A 22,373-nucleotide genomic window follows, 5' to 3' on the forward strand; every position below is an offset into this window, starting at 1 on the left:
AGTCGAAGCCACCCGATTTTTATTGCTGTCAGTCAGCGTTATGTTTAAATATTGTTGTTATCTCCAGGATAAATAGCGGACTGTTATGAGTGACAGAGGATTGTTTCGTCAGGAAGCACTCGAGAATGCAAAGTCAAGATGGCTGGGGCAGGCATTACTGTTATCCGGCTACCCTGTCTGGATTGTCGCTATTTTTACGCTGGTCTTTATCAGTGTGCTTCTGGCGGTAATTATTTTTTGCGACTACACACGCAGAATTAATGTTAATGGAGAAGTCACTTCGCTGCCCCGAGCCGTGAACATCTTTTCACCTGGCCAGGGATTTATCAGCCTGTCGGACGTTCGGGTGGGGGAACGGGTGAGTAAGGGCGACCGACTCTATCAGATTGACGTCAGTCGGGTCACCCATTCCGGCAACGTTAGCGAAAATATGATTCAGTCCATTCGTCAGCAAATCAGTATAGTTGAAAGCATTATTGATAAACTGAATGATAACAAAAAGATCACGCTGTCTCATATGGAGCAACAGCTGGAAAAATATCAAAACGCGTATCAGCAGTCGCTGCGCATAGTAGATAATGCCCGTAAGGGTATGGTCGATATGAAAGCAACAATGGATAACTATTCCGATTACAAACGGAAGGGGTTGGTGAATAACGATCAGATGACTAATCAGCGTTATCTCTATTACCAGCAGCAGAGTGCATACCAGAACCTGAACAGTCAGTTGATTCAGCAAAATTTGCAGATTATCAGCCTGAAAGGCGATGTGATTACTAAAGCGACAGACTTTGATAACCAGATAGCTCAACAGCAGTATCAATTGGGCAATCTGCGACGCCAGCTGGCGGAGATGGATGCTTCTGGCACTCTCTTTGTTAGCGCGCCACTGGATGGCAGAGTTGAATCGCTTAGCGTAACTCAGGGGCAAATGGTCAATGCCGGAGATAGCCTTGCCCAGATTGTTCCTGAAGATAGCCAGGGTTATTTTTTGATCCTTTGGTTGCCTAACAGCAGTATTCCTTATGTCAAAACAGGCGATAAAATAAATATTCGTTATGATGCTTTCCCTTATGAAAAATTTGGGCAGTTTTCCGGTAAAGTCATTTCGATATCCAGTGTTCCCGCTTCTCCTCAGGAGCTGGCGTCTTACAGCAATCCTCCCAAAATTCAGCTAAATGGCCCGGCAGAGCCCTTTTATAAAGCGATTATCAATATCGATGATGATTCCCGTCGTCACTCGCTGGTACTCACTAATGGTATGAAAGCTCAGGCTACGGTATTTCTTGAAAGTCGGCCACTTTATCAATGGGTACTTTCACCATTCTATGATGTCGTCAATAGCCTGATGGGGCCGGTAAATGGATAAGACATTATTAAAACGGATATCTGAACGGCTGCATTTTAGCTTTATCAGGAAGGTTCCACAGATACTGCAAACGGAAAGCGCCGAATGCGGTCTGGCTTGTCTGACGATGATATGTCGTTATTACGGTATGGATGTTGACTTATTTAACCTGCGCCATCGGTTTGGCATTTCGTCGCATGGCGCTACCCTGGGATTGCTGGTCGATATTGCCGGTAAAGTGAACTTAAAAACCCGGCCGCTTTCGTTAGATCTGGATGAAGTGCGCCAGCTCAGAACACCCTGTATTTTACACTGGGACATGTGTCACTTTGTGGTGCTGATTTCCGCAGGGCGTAATCGGTTCGTCATCCACGATCCGGCGCTTGGTCGTCGGGTTATCGGTCTGGCAGAACTGTCTCGTCACTTTACTGGCGTAGCTCTTGAGCTGTGGCCGGATAAAGGCTTCTCCCAGGAAAAATCGCGTAGCAAGATGCGACTCAGGGATCTGATGAGCCACATTGACGGACTGGTCGCCACGCTCGGTAAAATATTCTGTTTTAGCCTGCTTATTGAAGCTATCAATCTGTTAATTCCAGTTGGTACTCAGTTGGTGATGGATCACGTCATTATCGCGGAAGATCATCATCTGCTGTCGCTTATCTGTATCGGATTACTGGCGTTTATTCTGTGCCGTACCGTCATCAGCACCTTACGCGCCTGGACATCGCTGGTGATGGCCTCCGTGATTAACGTGCAGTGGAAGAGTGGAATATTCGATCATCTCATGAAGTTGCCGCTGTCGTACTTTGAGAAACGGCGGTTAGGTGATATTCAGTCGCGAATTGGGTCACTGGACACTATTCGCCATACGCTGACGGACAATCTGGTCAACAGCATTATTGATATCATCGTCTCGATTGGCGTATTCGTGATGATGTTGCTCTATGGCGGCTGGCTGGTCTGGATAGTCTGTGGCTTCACGCTACTTTATATGACGCTGCGTATCACAACCTATCGTCGATATCGTCAGGCGTGGGAAGAGCAGATTGTAAAAGAAGCGAAGGCCAGCTCGCACTTTATGGAAACGCTTTATGGCATCAGTACGCTCAAGGCGCTGGGCATTACCGGGCTGCGCTCGCGATTTTGGCTGAATCTCAATATCGATAGCGCCAATGCGGTAATTCGTACCTCTCGCCTGGATATGCTATACGGAGGGCTGGTTAATTTCCTTAATGCCGTGGATCAGATAACAATTCTCTGGCTGGGGGCTTCTATGGTTATTGACGGGGGGATGACGCTGGGAATGTTTGTGGCATTTAGCGCTTATCGTAGCCAGTTTTCCGAGCGTACTTCCAACCTAATCAATATCGCGTTGCAGATGCGACTGCTGGGCCTGCATAACGAGCGTGTGGCGGATATTGTTCTGTCGGATCCGGAAGTTGAGCAGCCGGAACGCAGGTTGACACAGGCAAATGAACCGGTAGCGTTTCACGCAAAAGAGATCAGTTTTCAGTATGATGCTTTATCAAAACCGATATTTTCGGGGCTGGATATCGTCGTCCAGGCCGGTGAAAGCGTGGCTATTATTGGCCCGTCGGGGGCAGGAAAGACGACGCTGATGAAAGTCATGTCAGGCCTGCTGAAACCGTCGCAGGGGTGCGTGTTGGCTAACGGTCTGGATATTGACAGTATTGGCCTCAATAACTACCGCCGTAGTATCGCCTGCGTATTACAGGATGATAAACTGTTTGCCGGTTCGATTGCCGATAATATAAGCAGCTTTGAAGAGTATAAAGATCACGAACGAATAGAAGAGTGTGCCAGGCTTTGCAGCATCCACGATGAAATTATGCGGATGCCTATGGGTTATGAAACGTTAATTGGTGAGCTGGGCGGTAATTTATCCGGCGGGCAAAAACAGCGCCTGTTAATTGCCCGCGCGTTATATCGCCAGCCCGGTATCCTGTTTCTGGACGAAGCGACCAGCCATCTGGATCTGGAGAATGAAGCCAGAATCAATCAGTCGATACGCGATCTCCAGATTACCCGTATTTTTATTGCTCATCGTCCTTCAACGATTGCCAGCGCCGACCGGGTCATTAATCTGGGTGCTTCGATAGAAAATTAGTCGTTTCTGTATAGTGAGTGGGCTCTGCGTCGCTGATGGCGTAGAGCCCCTTAGCCATATAGATAGAAAAGTACATACGAAACAGTGAAATAAATTCTGGCGTCAGCTCAATGGACAGATTGCTTTTCTGCCATAGATAACCGGCATCCTGAGCTGCGAGTAACACGTTTCTGACATGGGTGCGGGATACATGAGCGTAGCGCGCAATGCTCTTATTGGACAACATAATACATAAGCTTTGCTGTCGAACATATTCACGATACATAATTAGCATAATCATATGCCCGGCATCTTTTTCAATGAAAACTTCCGCCCTGGGAATTATATCAATAATCGTAATATCATTTAGCACAAAGTCAATATAGCGTTTGAAAAATGCAGGAATGAAGTCTTGCGGGTTATGAGCATAATTTATTTGAGTTGCACCATTCAATATTTCGTATGGCTTGAGTATGCATAAAATAAGTTCGTAAGCTTCTGTGATGAATTTTTCTGTTGGGCGATAAATACTCTCTCGTCGGTTTTCGGCATTCCGAAATATCTCCAGTCGCCCTGAGATTCGTAACTGAACCAGAAAAGCGTCTAATGCGGTTGCACTGACGATTTTTTTTCCTGACATAATACGCTCTTTGACCAATTTTAGCGTTGCATCGCGCTGATTATAAAAAATGGCAAGAATGATGGCGCTGATGCAAAATCGATGATGCTTAAACAATGTTTTATAGAATAAAGGTCTTCTCCTGTAAAAGGTATCGAGCATCATTTCATGAACCATGATCATCTCGTTTAAATTTTCCTGGTGGTAGATTTGATAAGCTTTCTTTTCCAGCGCTGAAATGAGCATCTTACGCTGTTGGCTGTGCATAATTTTATCATCCATAATTAATTATTATTAAAGTATATCAATCAGTTAGTTGAGAGAATGATCATAAGGTCAAAAATGTAAAATACTATCTTTCGGTAGTGATATGGTGATTTTTCAGATTTTAGCTGAGAGGTAACGAGCTGACGATGCTTTCTTGTGCCGGGCTCAAGATGATTAATTCGTAATGCGGTATATGGTGATGTATTACGGGGATATTTTCATTGTTATCTAAAAATCGTATTTCGCAGGCATGGCAGGTCATGCAATATGATTTTTCCTGCGCAATGACTGACGATTCTTTTGGTTAAAAATGCTGATATTTTGTGCTTTCTTGGTTTTTTGTTTTTGAAAATGTATTTTTTACCTCATTATATTTATTTTTTTGATGTCGTCATTGCCGTCAGTTATGTCATAACAATCAAAGGCTCTTTCATTTTTATATAAAGTAACTAATTGAAATATAAAGTTAAATTTAATATTGTGTATTGCATTTTGCGACTCCTTATGAGCTGCTGGCAAGGGAAGCGGGGATGAATGTCTATCGCATGGCCGCTCTGGCACCGGTTTTTGGGTCCGGAACCGCAGGTGCCGTACCGCTTTCACCCGCCGATCGTAACGCCATTTAGCAGCAACAGCAGCAGTTACTACAACAAAATCAGCAATAGCATCAGCAGTTAGAACGAAGAGCTGTTTTAGCGCAAGCCACCACTCAATCAGAATCCTCACAGCCAGAACGGGCACCTGTTTTCCTGTTAACCATATTACCCTGAGCGGTGGTGGGAGTTTTGGTGGCGACCAGTTCACAGGCAATATAGCCGGAACTTCAGCGCCGGAGCTGGCAAAGATCATTGGGCATCATGCCGGGATTGACGATAATATGGCGGTAAAAACCATCACCCATGCTATTTGAAAGAGTTTATTATCCCAGGGGAGATATCTCGCCAGACTATCGAAGCTAAATATGGGAAACCAGGTGATAATGGCTTTGATGATAACAGGGGGCGGATAATGCTTTATGTTTTACTCTGATGCCAGCAGAAGCTCATATGGCTGGATTCCCAGCGTTGGTGGCTTTATTGGAGGAGTAATGGGAAGTGTTAATACTAAAGTAACAATGCTGAAAACCCCTCTTGATAACAATGATAAAGCAACGGAATATCAAAGCAGATGGATTTTTTGTATATGGGAAAGGGGAGAGCTAAGCTCACCCCGTTGTTTTCAGGGCACAGCGCTTAGAAGCGGTAGTTAAAGTTAGCGCCGTAAAGCCAGGCTTTACCGTCGGATTTAAAGGTGTAAGGGCCTTCGTTAATGGTGACGTGCTGACCGTGCATATAGGAAACCCCCACATCCACTGACGCATCGTCGTTAAAGGCGTAGGTGGTGCCCAGGCTCAGCCACAGGCGATCCTGATCCGGAATGGAAATAGAGCGGGAACTGGCTGGTACCGGGCTGTCGTCGAAGGCGATACCGCCGCGGAAGGTCCAGTTATCATCCATATAATAAGTGGTGCCCAGCGCTACGCGCCACGCGTCCTTAAAGCCCTCATGCTTATAGAACAGAGTCTCTCCGCCGTGGCCTTTGGCCTTCAGCTCCTGGAACTGGCTCCAGCTGGTGTAGGTCATGCTGTAGTGGATAGCCCACTTAGGCGCGACCCGGTTGTAGCCTGAAATTTCCCACATTTCCGGCAGATTAAGCTGAAGGGAGCCGTCCACGGTGCTGCCGTTGGTGCCCATAGGCAGGCCAAAGCTGCCCAGAATCTGATTATAGGCAGAAGGCAGTGAACTCTTATAGGCGCCGTCAAAGTCGATCTTCACTTCGGAACGATAAGTCAGGCCGTAGCGGTTGTTTTTATCCAGCTCATACAGGATACCGGCGTTCCAGCCGAAACCCCATTCGTTGCCCTTAAGGCGGGCAATCTGGGTATTGTAAGGCAGGTTCGCCACCATGCCCGCCTGCGCGGGTGGCAGCATACCGGAACCTGCCGCGATCTGCCCCATATCACCGGCGTAGCGCTCGATTTTGGCGCGGGCGTAAACGGCGTTAAAGCCCAGACCGAAGCTCCACTGCGGGTTCAGACGATAAGCGCCGCTCAGGTTCAGGTTCATGGTTTCAAGGTCGGTCTTGCCGCCCATGGTGCCGGCGGCGTAGCTATCGGCAAATTCGGTGGCCAGACCGTAGTTAGAGGTCAGCGATGCTCCCCAGCCGAAGTGTTCGTTAATCGGCGCCACGAAGTGGATATTCGGCACCCAGGCTGTGGGGGCGATGTTATCCGCGTCCAGGCTGTTGCCGGTGGGAGAGGTTCCGGAAATATCTACATCGGGGTCGACAAAGATAGCCCCGGCGGAAAAGCTCGGACGATCGAACATCATAATCGTTGCCGGGTTACGGCTGACGGAGCCCGCGTTATCAGCTATGGCGCCTTCCCCCGAATAGGCGCGACCAAGGCCTGAGGAAGAGAACTCGTTTAACTGAAAGCCGGCAGACCACGCGGATGTTGAGATAAGTGCCACTGCGACTGCTATCGATGATTTTGTAAACAGGGTTTTCTGGCTCATGACCAAAACCTCATAATTTATTTTTATTCAAACAATGTTACATGCCGTAACAGGAGCGCGAAGTGTAGGGTCTGTGGTACTGCGAGGAAATCAGACCAGTGGCGAGAGTATGGTACGACCAGCGGGAATGTTGCAGTTATGTATACGATTTTTTTCAATTGTAAGTAACGAAACGAGATCTGGCTGGCAATTTCCCGGGGAATTCAGGGGGCATAAGCGGATATTTTTTGTTTTAGATCATTTTTAACTGTGATTTTTGTCACGGAACCGCCATTCCGGCATTCTCGACTGGAGAGGGGCTGGGGCGGGGCGTAAAATATTCACAGTATCTACCGGCGCATCCTCGGGTGCGCAAACAGAGGAAATGATAATGAGCAAATGCAGTGCTGATGAAACTCCGGTTTGCTGCTGCGTTGATGTTGGCACCGTCATGGACAACACTGACTGCACAGCCTCCTGGAGCCGGGTATTCGCAACCAAAGCTGAAGCTGAAAAGATGCTGGCGGAACTGACGGCCAAAGCGCGTCAGGCTGAATCTGAACCCTGCCAGATTACGCCGCGCTTCACTGAAGAAGCCGAAGGCGTGCGCCTGGATGTCGATTTCGCTTTCGCCTGCCAGGCCGAAGCGCTGATTTTCCAGCTCGGCCTGCGTTAATCCCTCGCATCAGCCCTCCGTTCGGGGGGCTTTTTTTCTTCATATTTCCGTGCGTTGACTCGCATTTTCCCGCTGCCCTTTCTGGCTGAATGTTGCTTTCTGGTTAACACTGATATCAGGTCAGACCTCTTTGCGCTAAGGCATAAAAATTAAGCCAGGAAAACAAGGGAGCGTTATGAATCAATCCGGATCGCTGGTCACCCACCAGGGGGAGCGTATTGCATTTGTCGCCGGTCTGCGCACTCCGTTTGCGCGTCAGGCAACCGGGTTGCGCGCGCTGACCGCGCTCGATCTGGGTAGAATCGCGGTCGCTGAATTGCTGGCGCGCAGTGAAATTCCCCCCGAGGCCATCGAACAGCTGGTATTCGGCCAGGTGATTCAGATGCCCGAAGCCCCGAATATCGCCCGTGAGATAGTGCTGGGAACCGGCATGCGGGTAGAGACTGACGCATACAGCGTCAGTCGCGCCTGCGCTACCAGCTTTCAGGCGGTGGCGAATGTGGCGGAAAGCCTGATGGCGGGAACCATTCGCGCCGGCATTGCCGGCGGCGCGGATTCCGCTTCGGTGTTGCCCATTGGCGTAAGTAAAAGGCTGGCCGCGACGCTTGTGGATCTTAACCGCGCACGTAGTTCAGGGCAGCGACTGAAGCTGCTGACACGTCTGCGTCCCCGGGATCTGCTGCCGGTAGCGCCGGCGGTGGCGGAATATTCCACTGGTTTGCGGATGGGAGATTCAGCGGAGCAGATGGCGAAGAAACATAGCATCAGTCGTGAAGACCAGGATGCTTTTGCGCACCGTTCACATCAGCTGGCGGCCCGGGCCTGGCGAGAGGGGCTGCTGAACCAGGAGGTGATGACGGCATATGTCCCGCCATGGCGGGAGCCGGTCAGCGGCGATAACGGCATTCGCCAGGATTCGCGGCTGGAAGATTACGCCAGGCTACGGCCAGCCTTCGACCGCCGCCATGGCACGGTCACCGCAGGGAATAGTTCGGCGCTGACCGACGGCGCGGCGGCGCTGGTGATGATGACCGAATCCCGGGCCCGGGAACTGGGCCTTACTCCACTGGGCTTTCTGCGCAGTTATGCCTTTCGCGCTCTGGATGTCCGCCAGGATATGCTGCTGGGCCCGGCCTGGGCTACGCCTGTGGCGCTGGATAGGGCAGGAATTACGCTGGCGGATTTAACCCTGTTCGATATGCACGAAGCCTTTGCCGCCCAGGCGCTTTGTAATCTGAAGATGCTGGCAAGCCATCGCTTCGCCCGGGACGTTCTGGGGCGCAAATGTGCCACCGGCGAGGTGGACGGCAGTCAGTTTAACGTGCTGGGCGGCTCGCTGGCCTATGGGCATCCCTTTGCCGCGACCGGCGCCCGTATGATAACCCAGACCCTGAACGAACTGCGGCGACGCGGCGGCGGTCTGGGGCTGGTCACTGCCTGCGCGGCAGGGGGATTGGGCGCTGCTATGGTTCTGGAGGTCGAATAATGGAAACAGGCTCCGCATTTTCTCTGAGGCTACGCCCGGATAACGTTGCCGTTATTACTATCGACATTCCCGACGAACAGATGAACGTTCTCAGGGTCGATTTCGCTGACGAAGTGCGCGCCATACTGTGTCGGTTAAGGGAAAACTCCGAGCTGGCGGGCGTGGTGTTTATTTCCGGCAAGCCGGATAACTTTATCGCCGGGGCTGATATCAACATGATTGACGGCTGCCGAAGCGCCGGACAGGCGGAAGCGCTGGCGCGTCAGGGGCAGCAGTTAATGGCTGAGATCGCGGCGCTGCCGGTCGTTACGGTGGCGGCGATTCACGGCCCCTGCCTGGGAGGCGGGCTGGAGCTGGCGCTGGCCTGCCAGCAGCGGATATGTAGCGACGACGATGTCACCCGGTTGGGACTGCCGGAAGTTCAACTGGGACTGTTGCCTGGGTCCGGAGGCACCCAGCGCCTTCCACGTCTGGTTGGAGCCAGCCGGGCGCTGGAGTTGATGCTGACCGGACGCCAGCTACGGGCGAAGCAGGCGCTGAAGATAGGACTGGTGGATGAGGTGGTGCCGCAAAGCATTCTGCTTGAGAGCGCGGTGGCGCGCATTGCGAACAAAACGCGACTGCGCCGTAGCTTACCAATACGGGAACGGCTTCTGACCGGCCCGCTGGGGAGGGCGCTACTGTTTCGTATTGTTGAAAAGCAGACATTGCGTAAAACCCGGGGCAACTATCCGGCGGCCCGGCGCATTCAGGAGGTGGTGCGCGCGGGACTGACCCAGAGCGATACCATCGGTTACAACGAAGAGGCCAGAGCCTTTGGCGAACTGGCCATGACGCCGGAATCCGCGGCGCTGCGCCATCTGTTTTTTATCAGCACCCGGATTAAAAAAGATCCCGCAAGCCGTACGGCGCCGCTGCCCGTCACCCGGGTTGGCGTTCTGGGCGGCGGCCTGATGGGGGGCGGTATCGCGTATGTGACCGCCACCCGGGCCGGGCTGCCGGTACGGATCCGAGATATCCGGGAACAGGGCATTAATCACGCGCTGAAACATGCATGGCAGCAACTTTCCTCCCGGGTGAATCGACGCCAGATAACGGCGGCGCAGCGAGATGCACAGATGGCGACCATTACCGGTACGACAGATTACAGCGGTTTTAGCCAGCGGGAGATGGTGATTGAGGCGGTGTTTGAGGATTTAACCCTGAAGCGCCAGATGGTGGCGGAGATCGAAGCGCATAGCGCGCCGCATACTATTTTCGCTTCGAATACCTCGTCGCTGCCGATTAGCGAGATCGCTGCCGGAGCGCAACGGCCTGGGCAGATCATCGGGTTGCACTATTTCAGTCCAGTGGAAAAAATGCCGCTGGTGGAAGTGATTCCCCATGCGCAAACCGACGAATCCACCCTTGCCACTGCGGTCTGGCTGGCGAAACAGCAGGGTAAAACCCCCATTGTGGTGGCCGATAGCGCGGGTTTTTACGTGAACCGCATTCTGGCCCCTTATATCAATGAAGCGCTGCGCTGCCTGAGTGAGGGGGAGCCGGTGGAACATATCGACCATGCGTTGACCGAAGCCGGGTTCCCGGTCGGGCCGATACAACTGCTGGATGAAGTGGGTATCGACGTGGGTACCAAAATCATTCCGGTACTGGAACAGGCGTTCGGTAGCCGCTTTAGTCCGCCTGAAACGATTGCAGCAATTTTGAATGACGGTCGCAAAGGGCGTAAAAATGGCCGCGGCTTCTATCTTTATCCCGCCAAAGGGGGTAAAAGCAGGAAGAAGAGGGGCGATCCGGCTATCTATCGGCTCCTTGGCGTTACGCCTGCGGTACAGCAGAGCGCTCAGACGATTGCCCGGCGCTGTATGCTGATGCTGCTGAATGAAGCGGCGCGCTGTCTGGACGAATCCGTAGTGCGCAGCGCGCGTGACGGCGATGTCGGCGCTGTGTTCGGTCTGGGATTCCCGCCTTTTCTGGGGGGGCCGTTCCACTATATCGATAGTCTGGGGGCCGCTGCTGTCGTGGCGGAGCTGGAACAGCTGGCGCAGCGTTTTGGCGAGCGCTTTACCCCCTGCGAAGCGCTGCGCGCGCGCGCAGCAGGAGAAAGTATCGGGTCAGGGGAACCCTGAACCATTCCAGGGAGTCTGAATAAAGGTAACTGTTTGAAGTGTCAGGTAAGGTGCGAATGCTGCGCAGGCTGTTTTGTCATCAGTCATTGACTACACTTACACCATTAAGGTAAAAGACAGCGTTTCATTCGAAAAATGGATCAGGCACAATGCCCGGCCGTCGGCCAGGCGCTGTTAACAGCATGTTCTGTTTAACTGCGCAGGTTGGCGTTTCTGGTTAACAAAAGCGGTGCAATATGCAAGTTTTTATCATGCGTCATGGCGACGCGGCACTCGATGCCGCCAGTGACCCGGTTCGTCCGCTAACCCACTGCGGTTGTGATGAATCCCGTCAGATGGCGACCTGGCTAAAAGGTCAAAAGGTGGATATCGAACGTGTTCTGGTAAGCCCCTATCTGCGAGCCGAACAGACTCTGGATGTGGTGCGTGAGACGCTCTCCGGTTTGTCGCAGGTAGAAGTCATGCCGGAACTGACTCCATGCGGCGATCCCGCCATGGTCAGCGCCTGGCTGCAGGTTCTGGCGAACGAGGGCGTCTCCTCGGTTCTGGTGATTTCGCATCTGCCACTGGTGGGGTACCTGGTGTCGGAGCTTTGCCCGGGGGAAACTCCGCCGATGTTCTGCACTTCGGCGATCGCCAGCGTCACGCTGGATGCTGAAACCGGGCAGGGGAAATTCGACTGGCAGATGAGCCCCTGCAACCTGAAAATGCCGAAGGCTATCTGACTTTCGGTCTGACGCAAATCTACCCGTTTGCGCCCCGAAGCCGCCAGCAGGCGGCTTCGGTCATTTTACGGCACCCGCTATTACGGCAGTTCCGGCGGCTGCCACTCTTCCACTTCAACCAGCACCAGCAGCGCGGCGTCGCCGCCCCAGGTTTTCGGCGCCTGGTGGAACGCCATCACGTGCGGATGCTGCGCCAGCCATAGCGGCGTCTGCTGCTTGAGAATATGTTTGCCGTGGCCGTGCATTACGCAGGCGCACCAGACATGCTCGCGACGACAGGCCGCAATCAGCGCGCCCAGCTCCTGTTTGGCCTGCATCTGGGTCAGGCCGTGCAGATCGAGGAACAGCTCCGGCGAATAGTCGCCGCGCCTGATCTTCTTTAGTTCGAAGTGGCTAACGTCTTCACGCACGTAGCGGGTGGGGCCATCCGTCGCCAGCCGTGGCTGAAACTCATCTGAAAAGTAGTGGCTGGCATCCACCTGATCCTGAATCAGACGTTTGGCCGGCACTTCACTGCTTTTTTTGCGCAGTGGACGGTGCACGACCGTGTCCTGAGAAAGCTGGCGCGTGCCGCGCATCAGTTCCCGGAACAGCGCCTTATCTTCGGGGTTAAGCGGATCTTTCTTGTTCATAACGTTCTCATTCACGGTAGAGATCGTGGATTTTAGCATTTTCTGCCCGGCTGTTAATGAAAAGCCGCATTTCCTTTATCAGCCTGAGTGCTGATTTGTCGCGGCGTTCATGGCAAACTAGCCGCCGGAAAGAATGCGCTATCGGCCTGCGGAGGGCAATGTGGATAAAATTTTTGTTGATGAGGCAGTCAGCGAACTGCATACCATTCAGGATATGCTGCGCTGGGCCGTCAGTCGCTTTAGCGCCGCCAATATCTGGTACGGTCACGGTACCGATAACCCCTGGGATGAGGCTGTACAGCTGGTTCTGCCCACCCTCTATCTGCCGCTGGATATCCCTGAGGATATGCGCACCTCGCGTCTGACCTCCAGCGAACGCCACCGCATTGTTGAGCGCGTGATCCGCCGGGTGAATGAACGTATTCCGGTGGCCTATCTGACTAATAAAGCCTGGTTCTGCGGGCATGAATTCTACGTGGATGAGCGAGTGCTGGTGCCGCGTTCGCCAATCGGCGAACTGATTAACGCGCGCTTCGCCGGGCTTGTTGGCCATGAACCGAGTCACATTCTGGATATGTGTACCGGCAGCGGCTGTATCGCCATCGCCTGTGCGTACGCCTTTCCGGAAGCCGAAGTGGATGCCGTGGATATCTCACCGGACGCGCTGGCGGTCGCCGAGCGCAATATCGAAGAGCACGGTATGCAAAATAACGTGACGCCGATCCGCAGCGATCTGTTCCGCGACCTGCCGAAGGTGCAGTATGACCTGATTGTCACCAATCCACCGTATGTGGATGCCGAAGATATGGGCGATCTGCCCGGTGAATATCATTTCGAGCCGGAACTGGGTCTGGCGGCAGGGTGTGATGGCCTGAAGCTGGCGCGCCGCATCCTCGGCTGCGCGCCAGATTATCTTAACGACGGCGGCGTGCTGGTTTGTGAAGTGGGCAACAGCATGGTGCACATGATGGAACAGTATCCTGATGTGCCCTTTACCTGGCTGGAGTTTGATAACGGCGGCGATGGGGTCTTTATGCTGACCAAAGAGCAGTTGATCGCCGCTCGTGAACACTTCAGCATCTACAAAGACTAAAAAACGGGAGCGGGCAATGAATCCGCGCCTTTTCAAATACAACGACGACAACGGTAAGGAGCCGTGATGGCAGGGAACAGTATTGGACAACTCTTTCGCGTAACGACATTCGGTGAATCTCACGGCCCGGCGCTGGGCTGCATTGTGGACGGCGTACCGCCGGGCATTGCGCTGACCGAAGCCGATTTGCAGCACGATCTGGACAGGCGCCGCCCGGGTACTTCGCGCTACACCACCCAGCGCCGGGAACCGGATCGGGTGAAAATCCTGTCTGGTGTTTTCGAAGGCGTCACTACCGGTACCAGCATTGGGCTGCTGATTGAAAACACCGATCAGCGCTCCCAGGACTACAGCGCCATTAAGGATCTGTTCCGTCCCGGACACGCCGATTACAGCTATGAACAGAAATATGGCCTGCGCGACTACCGCGGCGGCGGCCGCTCTTCGGCGCGGGAAACCGCCATGCGCGTGGCGGCGGGAGCCATCGCCAAAAAATATCTGGCGCAGAAACACGGTATTGAAATTCGCGCCTGCCTGACCCAGATGGGCAATATTCCGCTGGAGATCAAAGACTGGGCTCAGGTAGAGCAGAACCCCTTCTTTTGCCCGGATCCCGATAAAATCGACGCGCTGGACGAACTGATGCGCAGCCTGAAAAAAGAGGGCGACTCTATCGGCGCGAAGGTGACCGTGGTGGCGGATAGGGTGCCGCCAGGGCTGGGCGAGCCGGTGTTCGATCGCCTGGATGCCGATATCGCCCATGCGTTGATGAGCATCAATGCGGTGAAAGGGGTGGAGATAGGTGACGGATTCGACGTTATCGCCTTACGCGGTAGCGAAAACCGCGATGAGATCACCCGCGAGGGCTTCCAGAGCAACCACGCCGGCGGCGTGCTGGGGGGGATCAGCAGCGGTCAGCAGATTATCGCCAGCATGGCCCTGAAGCCGACCTCCAGCATTATGGTGCCGGGCCGTACCGTCAACCGTGCCGGTGAAGAGGTGGAGATGGTGACGCGCGGGCGTCACGACCCCTGCGTCGGGATCCGCGCCGTACCGATCGCCGAGGCGATGATGGCCATCGTTCTGATGGACCATCTGCTGCGCCAGCGTGGCCAGAACGGCGATGTTGTCAGCTCTCTGCCGCGCTGGTGATAACATGATAAAACCGCTTATCGCCCTGGCCTGCGCGCTGATATGCGCGGGCGCTGCGGCCGCCACGCCGTGGCAGAAGATCACGCACCCGATCGCCGGAAGTCCGCAGTCGATCGGCGCCTTTGCTAATGGCTGTATCATCGGCGCCAAACCGCTGCCGCTGGAGTCGGAAAATTATCAGGTTATGCGCACCGACCAGCGCCGCTACTTCGGGCATCCACATCTGGTGGCGTTTATTCAGCGCCTGAGTAGCCAACTGCACCGGGAGGGTCTGGGTACCATGCTGGTGGGGGATATGGGGATGGCGGCCGGCGGACGCTTTAGCAGCGGTCACGCCAGCCATCAGACCGGTCTGGACGTGGATATTTTTCTGCAACTACCGCAATATCGCTGGACCAGCGCGCAGCTGCTGCGCCCCCAGGCGCTGGATCTGGTTTCCGCCAACGGGAAACAGGTGGTTTCCTCCCGCTGGCAGCCGCAGCTCGGAACCATGGTGCGGCTGGCCGCCCAGGATGATGAAGTGACGCGTATCTTTGTCAGTCCGGCCATTAAGCAGCGGCTGTGTGAAGATGCCGGCGCCGATCGCGACTGGCTGCGTAAGGTCCGTCCCTGGTTTGGTCATCGTGCCCATATGCACGTGCGTCTGCGCTGTCCGGCGGATAGCCTGGAGTGCGAAGAGCAGGCTCCGCCGCCGCCGGGCGACGGCTGTGGTTACGAACTGCAAAGCTGGTTTGAACCGCCGAAGCCCGGCAGTCAGCCCCATAAGAAGAAGACGCCGCCACCGCCGCCGCCTTCCTGTCAGGCCTTGCTGGATAGAACTCAGCCATAACGGGAGAGCAAAATGGATTGGTTTATGGTGTCGCCGCTGCTTTTGGCGGTGTTGTTCTTCGTGGCTATGCTTGCCGGCTTTATCGATGCCCTGGCCGGCGGCGGCGGGCTGCTAACGGTGCCCGCCCTGATGGCGGCCGGCATGTCGCCCGCCCAGGCGCTGGCCACCAATAAGTTGCAGGCTTGCGGGGGATCGCTCTCTGCCAGCCTCTATTTTATCCGGCGTCGGGTGGTGAATCTGGCCGATCAGAAGCTGAATATCCTGATGACCTTTATCGGTTCAACCAGCGGGGCGCTGCTGGTGCAGCACGTTCAGTCGGATATCCTGCGTCAGATTCTGCCGCTGTTGGTTATCGGTATTGGCCTTTATTTTCTGCTGATGCCGAAGCTCGGCGCAGAAGATCGTAAGCGCAGGCTGTATGGCCTGCCGTTCGCTCTGGTGGCCGGTGGCCTGGTCGGTTTTTACGATGGCTTTTTCGGCCCCGGCGCGGGATCCTTTTACGCACTGGCGTTCGTTACCCTGTGCGGCTTTAATCTGGCGAAATCCACGGCCCACGCCAAGGTATTAAACGCCACCTCGAATCTGGGCGGCCTGCTGCTGTTTATTATTGGCGGTAAGGTGGTCTGGGGGACCGGCTTCGTGATGATGGCCGGCCAGTTCTGTGGCGCCCGCCTTGGCTCGCGCCTGGTATTAAGCAAAGGACAGCAGCTGATTCGCCCGATGATCGTAGTCGTCTCTGCGGTGATGAGCGCTAAACTGTTGTATGACAGCCATGGACAGGAATTCCTCCACTGGCTGGGGATGGCATAACACGATGACACACCATTATGAGCAGTTGATCGAAATTTTCGAACGCTGCTTTTTCGACGAATTTAATACCCGTCTGATTAAAGGCGATGATGAACCGATCTATCTTCCGGCAGATGAAGAGGTCGGTTATCACCGCATTATCTTCGCACACGGCTTTTACGCCAGCGCCCTGCATGAGATATCACACTGGTGTATTGCGGGTGCCAAACGTCGTGAGCTGGTGGATTTCGGCTACTGGTACTGCCCGGACGGTCGCGACGCGCAGACCCAGAGCCGTTTTGAAGACGTTGAGGTAAAACCGCAGGCGCTGGACTGGCTGTTCTGCGCGGCGGCGGGTTACCCCTTTAATGTCAGTTGCGACAACCTGGAAGGAAACTTCGAGCCGGATCGCATCGCGTTCCAGCGTCGGGTTCACGGTCAGGTCATGACGTATCTTGAGCAGGGAATTCCGGCACGACCGGCGCGTTTTATCAACGCCCTGCGCCACTATTACCATACGCCGCCGCTGACGGCGGAGCAGTTTCCGTGGCCGGAAGAACTCCGGTAACCGACGGTTCATGATGAGGAAAAGCGATGATCGCGGATTTTGAAGCAAGCATTCTGGCGCTAATTGACGACATGGTGGAACACGCCAGCGATGATGAACTGTTCGCCAGCGGTTATCTGCGTGGCCACCTGACGCTGGCGGTGGCCGAGCTGGAACACGGCGACGACCACTCGCCCGATGCGGTATACTCTACCGTAGCGAACAGCCTGGAAACGGCGATTCGTGCGGGCGAGCTGTCGCCGCGCGATCAGGCGCTGGTGCTGGAAATGTGGGATCGCCTGTTCCAGAAGGCTAAGGCGCAGTAATTTCCCCTCACCCTGACCCTCTCCCCAAAGGGGCGAAGGGATAAAATACGGGCATTTTCCTTAAATAACAGGCGCTAACCTGCTCCCTCTCCCTTTGGGAGAGGGTTGGGGTGAGGGCGTTTTCCCTTCAGCAACTTCCTTATCCAGAACCGATTCGGATTCAGCGCCGCCAGCGTCGCGGCCTCCAGCGGCAACGGCTCGCCGTTCATCTGCGCTGCCAGAATTTCAGCCGCAAGCGGCGCACTGCACAGCCCCCGCGATCCCAGGGCCCCCAGAATAAACAGATTCGGGTAAACCGGGGCCTTTTCCACCCGCTCGGGCGCGGCCGCCTGTTCTGCCAGTTGCGTATAGCGGGTGAGTGTTTGGTCATAATGGGGCACGGCGCCTACCATCGGCATATGATCGCGGGTGGCGCAGCGTACGCCGCTGCGTGATTCTCCGGTGCTGACATTCACCTCTTTGGCCCACGGCGCCCCGGGGAAGCAGTCGATCAACCGCTGGCGATTCTGCTGCTGGTCGTCTGGTCGGTAGCCGGTGCCGGTTTCCCCCCGGTGATAGCTGGCGCCGATGCAGTGCTGATCAAAGCGCGGGCTGCGCGGCGTCAGATAGCCGTCGTAGCACAGCACCTGGCGCAGCGCGCTCAGAGCAGGGGTGGTGGGAATATGGCTCACCTGACCAGCGACAGGATACACCGGCAATGATTCGCTTTGAGTAAAATGGGTGATGCGATGACCGCAGGCCAGCACCAGAGCTTGATGCTGAGCTGACCGGCCATCTGCGAAGCGCAGCATCCAGCCGTCGTCACAAGGCTGAATAGCAGTCACCTCGTGGCGATAGCGCAGATGTAGCCCCTGTTCCCCGGCGAACGCAAGGGCGGCGGCGGTTAGCTGCGCCGGGCTTAGCCAGCCACCCTGCGGATAGCTGATGCCGCCGCAGCCGACGGCCACGCCAGTCTGGTGCTCGGCTTCGGCGGTGTCCAGACTTCGGGCGATATCGCCAGGCAGTTCCATGGCCAGCATTTTGGCTATCTTATTGCGGCTTTTTTCATCCCAGCCCAGTTGGGTCACGCCGCACCAGTCGTGATCGAAGGTTAACGGCAGGGTGTCGTAGAGTCGACGCGCGAAGGTGAACGCGGCGGGAAAGAAGTCCGCCAGCGCGGCATCTCCCGGATTCAGCAGCGGATAGAGTGCCCCCTGGCGATTGCCGGATGCCCCCTGCGCCGGCGCATCGTCCGCGCAGTAGAGTGTAACCTGCCAGCCGCGTCTGAGCAGCGCCAGGGCCAGCAGCGCGCTGGCGATGCCTCCGCCGATAAGCGCCGCTTCTTGCCCGCGCGCGGCAGGGCGGTAATACCATGGGGTTCGCTGATACTCCTCCGGAGCCGTTTCGAGCGTGCTGGTCAGCATTTCACGTTTGCGGCCGAAGCCCTTTCGCTTCGATATAGCGAATCCAGCCTCCTGCAAACCGCGGCGCACAAAACCGGCGGCGGTAAAGGTGGCGAGCGTAGCGCCGGGGCGCGCCAGTCGAGCCATACTGTGAAACAGTTTCGCTACCCACATATCAGGGTTCCTGGCTGGCGCGAAGCCGTCCAGAAACCAGGCGTCCACCTGAGCGCGGTAGCTGTCATCCAGTTGTGACATCGTCTGGTTAATATCGCCGAACCACAGGTCGAGGGTGACCGTACCGTTATCCAGCAGCAGTCGGTGACAGCCGGAAAAGGGGAGCGGCCAGTTGTTCCGGAGCTGACGGGACAGTTCCGCCAGTTCTGGCCAGTGACTATGGGCCCGGGCCATATCGTCCTGGGTCAGCGGGTATTTTTCAAAACTGATAAAGTGCAGACGCTTTAGTGTGGCATCGGGATGCGCGGCGCGAAAAGCGTTAAACGCCTGCCACAACGTTAAGAAATTCAGTCCAGTACCAAAGCCGCTTTCGGCGGTGATAAAAAGCGCTCGTGGGTGCTCTACAAAGCGTTCCGGCAGCCGGTTGCCTCCCAGAAAAACATAGCGCGTTTCCTCCAGTCCGTTATCATTGGAAAAGTAGACGTCATCGAATTCTCGGGATACAGGTGTACCCTCTTCGTTAAAGTGGAGGCTGGCAGGTTGTATAGCAGATTGTTTCACGTAAGTTGCTCGTCTGGCAGGCAGTAGAACGATCTTAACGATGTGTGTAGGAGTGCGCAAATTTCCTGATTAATTCTCTGATCGGACTTGTTCGGCGTACAACTGTACGCTATTGTGCGACTCGAAATGACTAATCGTGCATTGACTTGCAAAGAGGTATTGAATGAAACGTGCAGTGATTACTGGCCTGGGCATCGTTTCCAGCATCGGTAATAACCAGCAGGAAGTCCTGGCATCTCTGCGTGAAGGGCGCTCAGGGATCACTTTCTCTCAGGAGCTAAAAGACTCCGGCATGCGTAGCCACGTCTGGGGTAATGTGAAACTGGACACGACTGGGCTTATCGATCGTAAAGTTGTGCGTTTCATGAGTGACGCATCCATCTACGCATACCTCTCCATGGAGCAGGCCATTCAGGATGCCGGGCTCTCTGCCGAGGCTTATCAGAATAACCCGCGGGTCGGCCTGATCGCCGGCTCTGGTGGTGGCTCTCCGAAATTTCAGGTTTTTGGCGCCGACGCCATGCGCAGCCCGCGCGGCCTGAAGGCTGTGGGCCCTTATGTGGTCACCAAGGCGATGGCATCCGGCGTTTCCGCCTGTCTGGCGACGCCGTTCAAAATTCACGGTGTTAACTACTCTATTAGCTCTGCCTGTGCGACTTCCGCGCACTGTATCGGCAATGCGGTTGAGCAGATCCAACTGGGCAAGCAGGACATTGTCTTCGCCGGCGGTGGTGAAGAGCTGTGCTGGGAAATGGCTTGTGAATTCGATGCTATGGGCGCGCTTTCCACCAAATACAATGACACGCCAGAGAAGGCATCCCGTACCTATGATGCGAGCCGCGACGGCTTCGTTATCGCCGGCGGCGGCGGTATGGTTGTTGTGGAAGAGCTGGAGCACGCGCTGGCGCGTGGCGCGCACATCTATGCGGAAATCGTTGGCTATGGCGCGACTTCCGACGGTGCGGATATGGTAGCGCCTTCCGGTGAAGGCGCGGTGCGCTGCATGAAGATGGCGATGGACGGCGTGGATACCCCTATCGATTATCTGAACAGTCACGGCACCTCCACGCCGGTTGGCGACGTGAAAGAGCTGGGCGCGATTCGTGAAGTTTTCGGCGACGCGACGCCGGCTATCTCTGCGACCAAAGCAATGACTGGTCACTCTCTGGGCGCTGCAGGCGTACAGGAAGCCATCTACTCGCTGTTGATGCTGGAGCACGGCTTTATCGCGCCGAGCATTAACATTGAAGAGATGGACGAGCAGGCAAAAGGTCTGAATGTTGTGACCGAGCCGACCGAACGTCAACTGACCACCGTGATGTCCAACAGCTTCGGCTTTGGCGGTACTAACGCCACGCTGGTGATGCGTAAATTTAGCGCCTGATTCCGGCGCTGTAAGAAAAGGGTCGCGTTAGCGACCCTTTTTTACGTCTGGTGGCGGGCCTGGCGTCCGCCCCATTCTGCGGTTTGATGGAGCCAGCAGCATGTCTGCTATAGAACAAAGCAAAAAAAAATCGGCATCGGAAACGCAATCACTGTTTCGTATCGCCTTTGCCGTATTCCTGACCTACATGACCGTCGGGCTGCCGCTGCCGGTGATCCCGCTATTTGTGCATCACGATTTGGGCTATGGCAATACCCTGGTCGGGGTGGCGGTGGGCATTCAGTTTCTGGCCACGGTTTTGACCCGCGGCTATGCCGGTAAGCTGGCGGATCAACGCGGCGCCAAACGTTCGGTGATGCAGGGGATGTTCGCCTGCGGTCTGGCCGGTCTGGCCTGGCTGCTGGCGGTGATTTTGCCAGTGCCGACAGCGGCGAAGTTTGCTCTGCTGGTGGTGGGACGCCTGATTCTCGGCTTTGGTGAAAGCCAGCTTTTGACCGGCAACCTGGCATGGGGACTGGGTCTGGTCGGGCCACGACGTTCCGGTAAGGTGATGTCCTGGAACGGTATGGCCATTTATGGCGCGCTGGCGGCGGGGGCGCCGCTGGGATTATGGATCCATAGTCATTTCGGCGTGGCGGCGCTGGCGGGCACGACTATTGCGTTGCCGCTGGTAGCGCTGCTGTTTAATGCCGGCGTGAGCCGGGTTCCGACCCATAATGGTGAACGCCCGTCGCTGTGGAGCGTGGTGGGCCAGATTTGGCCCCAGGGTTTTGGACTGGCGCTTCAGGGGGTAGGTTTCGCGGTTATTGGTACCTTTGTCTCCCTGTGGTTCATGAGCCGTGGATGGCCGATGGCGGGCTTTACCCTGACGGCGTTTGGCTGTGCTTTTGTGCTGATGCGTATTCTGTTCGGCTGGATGCCGGATCGCTATGGCGGGGTTCGCGTTGCCGTGGTATCGCTGCTGATAGAGTCTCTGGGGCTGGCGCTACTATGGCAGGCGCCTAACGCCTGGATAGCGCTGACCGGTGCGGCCCTGACCGGCTGTGGCTGTTCGCTGATCTTCCCGGCACTGGGCGTTGAGGTGGTGAAACGCGTAGCGCCGCAGGTGCGGGGAACTGCGCTGGGCGGCTATGCCGCCTTTCAGGATATCGCCTATGGTGTGACCGGGCCGCTGACTGGCCTTCTGGCCACATCGATGGGATACCCTTCCGTGTTTCTTGCTGGTGCTATCAGCGCGTTATTGGGGATAGCGGTCACGCTGGCGGCGTTTCGTCGCTAATAAAAAGGTTTATCGTGGATTAGCGTGGAATGTTCGAAAGCGTAAGCTGAAAGCTGGCAGAATATGATGATGTAGTGGGCTGTTCCGTTCACTGCCGGGAAACTCCCTCTCCCGTTTCGGGAGAGGGCCGGAGTGAGGGGACAGGCGGCTTCGGCGCCCTGTTTCAGAACAAAAGCGGCGGAATATGACGATGTAGTGGGCTGTTCCGTTCACTGCCGGGAAACTCCCTCTCCCGTTTCGGGAGAGGGCCGGAGTGAGGGGACAGGCGGCTCCGGCGCCCTGTTTCAGAACAAAAGCGGCGGAATATGACGATGTAGTGGGCTGTTCCGTTCAC

At 55.4% G+C, this 22,373-nt stretch carries 19 protein-coding genes; 14 read left to right on the forward strand and 5 right to left on the reverse strand.

All coding sequences use genetic code 11. The features are described from left to right. Window positions 1-85 precede the first annotated feature (85 nt). The gene (locus tag V3W49_RS12705) at window positions 86-1,369 is read left to right on the forward strand and encodes an HlyD family secretion protein (protein WP_500145910.1); all 1,284 of its coding nucleotides are present in this window, start codon (window positions 86-88) and stop codon (window positions 1,367-1,369) included. After that, window positions 1,362-3,476: a peptidase domain-containing ABC transporter gene (locus tag V3W49_RS12710; protein ID WP_500145911.1), complete on the forward strand. Its 2,115-nt coding sequence runs from the start codon at window positions 1,362-1,364 to the stop codon at window positions 3,474-3,476. Before V3W49_RS12705 ends, V3W49_RS12710 begins: the two co-directional genes overlap by 8 nt. Here the strand turns inward: V3W49_RS12710 and V3W49_RS12715 are convergent. The 3 genes from V3W49_RS12715 to fadL form a co-directional block, all read right to left on the reverse strand. Beyond that, window positions 3,448-4,356, reverse strand: coding sequence for a hypothetical protein (locus V3W49_RS12715; RefSeq protein WP_500145913.1), 909 nt, complete (start codon window positions 4,354-4,356; stop codon window positions 3,448-3,450). The genes V3W49_RS12710 and V3W49_RS12715 overlap by 29 nt on opposite strands. A 345-nt stretch (window positions 4,357-4,701) precedes the next feature. After that, window positions 4,702-5,190 carry a hypothetical protein gene (locus tag V3W49_RS12720; RefSeq protein WP_500145915.1) on the reverse strand — a complete coding sequence of 163 codons (489 nt, stop codon included), beginning with the start codon at window positions 5,188-5,190 and terminating at the stop codon, window positions 4,702-4,704. A 383-nt stretch (window positions 5,191-5,573) separates the two neighbouring features. Further along, window positions 5,574-6,896, reverse strand: a complete 1,323-nt coding sequence (gene fadL / locus V3W49_RS12725; RefSeq protein ID WP_500145917.1) for a long-chain fatty acid transporter FadL — start codon at window positions 6,894-6,896, stop codon at window positions 5,574-5,576. Between the two features lie 370 nt (window positions 6,897-7,266). On the opposite strand from fadL, the gene V3W49_RS12730 reads away from it, so the two are divergent. The 4 genes from V3W49_RS12730 to sixA all read left to right on the forward strand — a co-directional run bounded on the left by V3W49_RS12730 (window position 7,267) and on the right by sixA (window position 11,891). Then, window positions 7,267-7,551 carry a YfcZ/YiiS family protein gene (locus V3W49_RS12730; protein ID WP_500145918.1) on the forward strand — a complete coding sequence of 95 codons (285 nt, stop codon included), beginning with the start codon at window positions 7,267-7,269 and terminating at the stop codon, window positions 7,549-7,551. Window positions 7,552-7,726: 175 nt separating this feature from the next. Next, window positions 7,727-9,037 carry an acetyl-CoA C-acyltransferase FadI gene (gene fadI / locus V3W49_RS12735; protein WP_500145919.1) on the forward strand — a complete coding sequence of 437 codons (1,311 nt, stop codon included), beginning with the start codon at window positions 7,727-7,729 and terminating at the stop codon, window positions 9,035-9,037. Continuing rightward, the gene (fadJ, locus tag V3W49_RS12740; RefSeq protein ID WP_500145921.1) at window positions 9,037-11,166 is read left to right on the forward strand and encodes a fatty acid oxidation complex subunit alpha FadJ; all 2,130 of its coding nucleotides are present in this window, start codon (window positions 9,037-9,039) and stop codon (window positions 11,164-11,166) included. Before fadI ends, fadJ begins: the two co-directional genes overlap by 1 nt. Before the next feature lie 236 nt (window positions 11,167-11,402). Further along, window positions 11,403-11,891 (forward strand): phosphohistidine phosphatase SixA, encoded by a 489-nt coding sequence (sixA, locus tag V3W49_RS12745; RefSeq protein ID WP_500145923.1) that lies wholly within the window; start codon window positions 11,403-11,405, stop codon window positions 11,889-11,891. Window positions 11,892-11,971: 80 nt separating this feature from the next. On the opposite strand, the gene smrB is transcribed toward sixA, so the two are convergent. Further along, on the reverse strand, window positions 11,972-12,523 hold the full coding sequence (gene smrB, locus V3W49_RS12750; RefSeq protein ID WP_500145925.1) for an endonuclease SmrB: 552 nt from the start codon (window positions 12,521-12,523) through the stop codon (window positions 11,972-11,974). 160 nt (window positions 12,524-12,683) lie between these two features. Here smrB and prmB point away from each other — a divergent pair, with 160 nt between their 5' ends. The 6 genes from prmB to V3W49_RS12780 all read left to right on the forward strand — a co-directional run bounded on the left by prmB (window position 12,684) and on the right by V3W49_RS12780 (window position 17,259). After that, window positions 12,684-13,616, forward strand: a complete 933-nt coding sequence (gene prmB / locus V3W49_RS12755) for a 50S ribosomal protein L3 N(5)-glutamine methyltransferase (protein WP_500145926.1) — start codon at window positions 12,684-12,686, stop codon at window positions 13,614-13,616. 66 nt (window positions 13,617-13,682) lie between these two features. Continuing rightward, a complete protein-coding gene (gene aroC, locus V3W49_RS12760) occupies window positions 13,683-14,768 on the forward strand; it encodes a chorismate synthase (protein WP_500145928.1) in 1,086 nt (361 codons plus the stop codon). A 4-nt stretch (window positions 14,769-14,772) separates the two neighbouring features. Continuing rightward, the gene (gene mepA / locus V3W49_RS12765; protein WP_500145930.1) at window positions 14,773-15,597 is read left to right on the forward strand and encodes a penicillin-insensitive murein endopeptidase; all 825 of its coding nucleotides are present in this window, start codon (window positions 14,773-14,775) and stop codon (window positions 15,595-15,597) included. 12 nt (window positions 15,598-15,609) lie between these two features. Beyond that, window positions 15,610-16,407, forward strand: a complete 798-nt coding sequence (locus V3W49_RS12770; protein WP_500145931.1) for a sulfite exporter TauE/SafE family protein — start codon at window positions 15,610-15,612, stop codon at window positions 16,405-16,407. A 4-nt stretch (window positions 16,408-16,411) separates the two neighbouring features. Continuing rightward, on the forward strand, window positions 16,412-16,954 hold the full coding sequence (locus V3W49_RS12775; protein ID WP_500145932.1) for an elongation factor P hydroxylase: 543 nt from the start codon (window positions 16,412-16,414) through the stop codon (window positions 16,952-16,954). Between the two features lie 26 nt (window positions 16,955-16,980). Beyond that, the gene (locus tag V3W49_RS12780; protein WP_500145934.1) at window positions 16,981-17,259 is read left to right on the forward strand and encodes a YfcL family protein; all 279 of its coding nucleotides are present in this window, start codon (window positions 16,981-16,983) and stop codon (window positions 17,257-17,259) included. Between the two features lie 74 nt (window positions 17,260-17,333). On the opposite strand, the gene mnmC is transcribed toward V3W49_RS12780, so the two are convergent. Further along, the gene (gene mnmC, locus V3W49_RS12785; RefSeq protein ID WP_500145936.1) at window positions 17,334-19,376 is read right to left on the reverse strand and encodes a bifunctional tRNA (5-methylaminomethyl-2-thiouridine)(34)-methyltransferase MnmC2/FAD-dependent 5-carboxymethylaminomethyl-2-thiouridine(34) oxidoreductase MnmC1; all 2,043 of its coding nucleotides are present in this window, start codon (window positions 19,374-19,376) and stop codon (window positions 17,334-17,336) included. A 163-nt stretch (window positions 19,377-19,539) separates the two neighbouring features. Here mnmC and fabB point away from each other — a divergent pair, with 163 nt between their 5' ends. After that, window positions 19,540-20,760 carry a beta-ketoacyl-ACP synthase I gene (gene fabB / locus V3W49_RS12790; RefSeq protein WP_500145938.1) on the forward strand — a complete coding sequence of 407 codons (1,221 nt, stop codon included), beginning with the start codon at window positions 19,540-19,542 and terminating at the stop codon, window positions 20,758-20,760. Window positions 20,761-20,860: 100 nt separating this feature from the next. Next, window positions 20,861-22,039: an MFS transporter gene (locus tag V3W49_RS12795; protein WP_500145939.1), complete on the forward strand. Its 1,179-nt coding sequence runs from the start codon at window positions 20,861-20,863 to the stop codon at window positions 22,037-22,039. Window positions 22,040-22,373 lie beyond the last annotated feature (334 nt).

The sequence above is a fragment of the Rosenbergiella sp. YN46 genome (genome assembly GCF_036620675.1).
In the GTDB taxonomy this organism is placed as follows: domain Bacteria; phylum Pseudomonadota; class Gammaproteobacteria; order Enterobacterales; family Enterobacteriaceae; genus Jejubacter.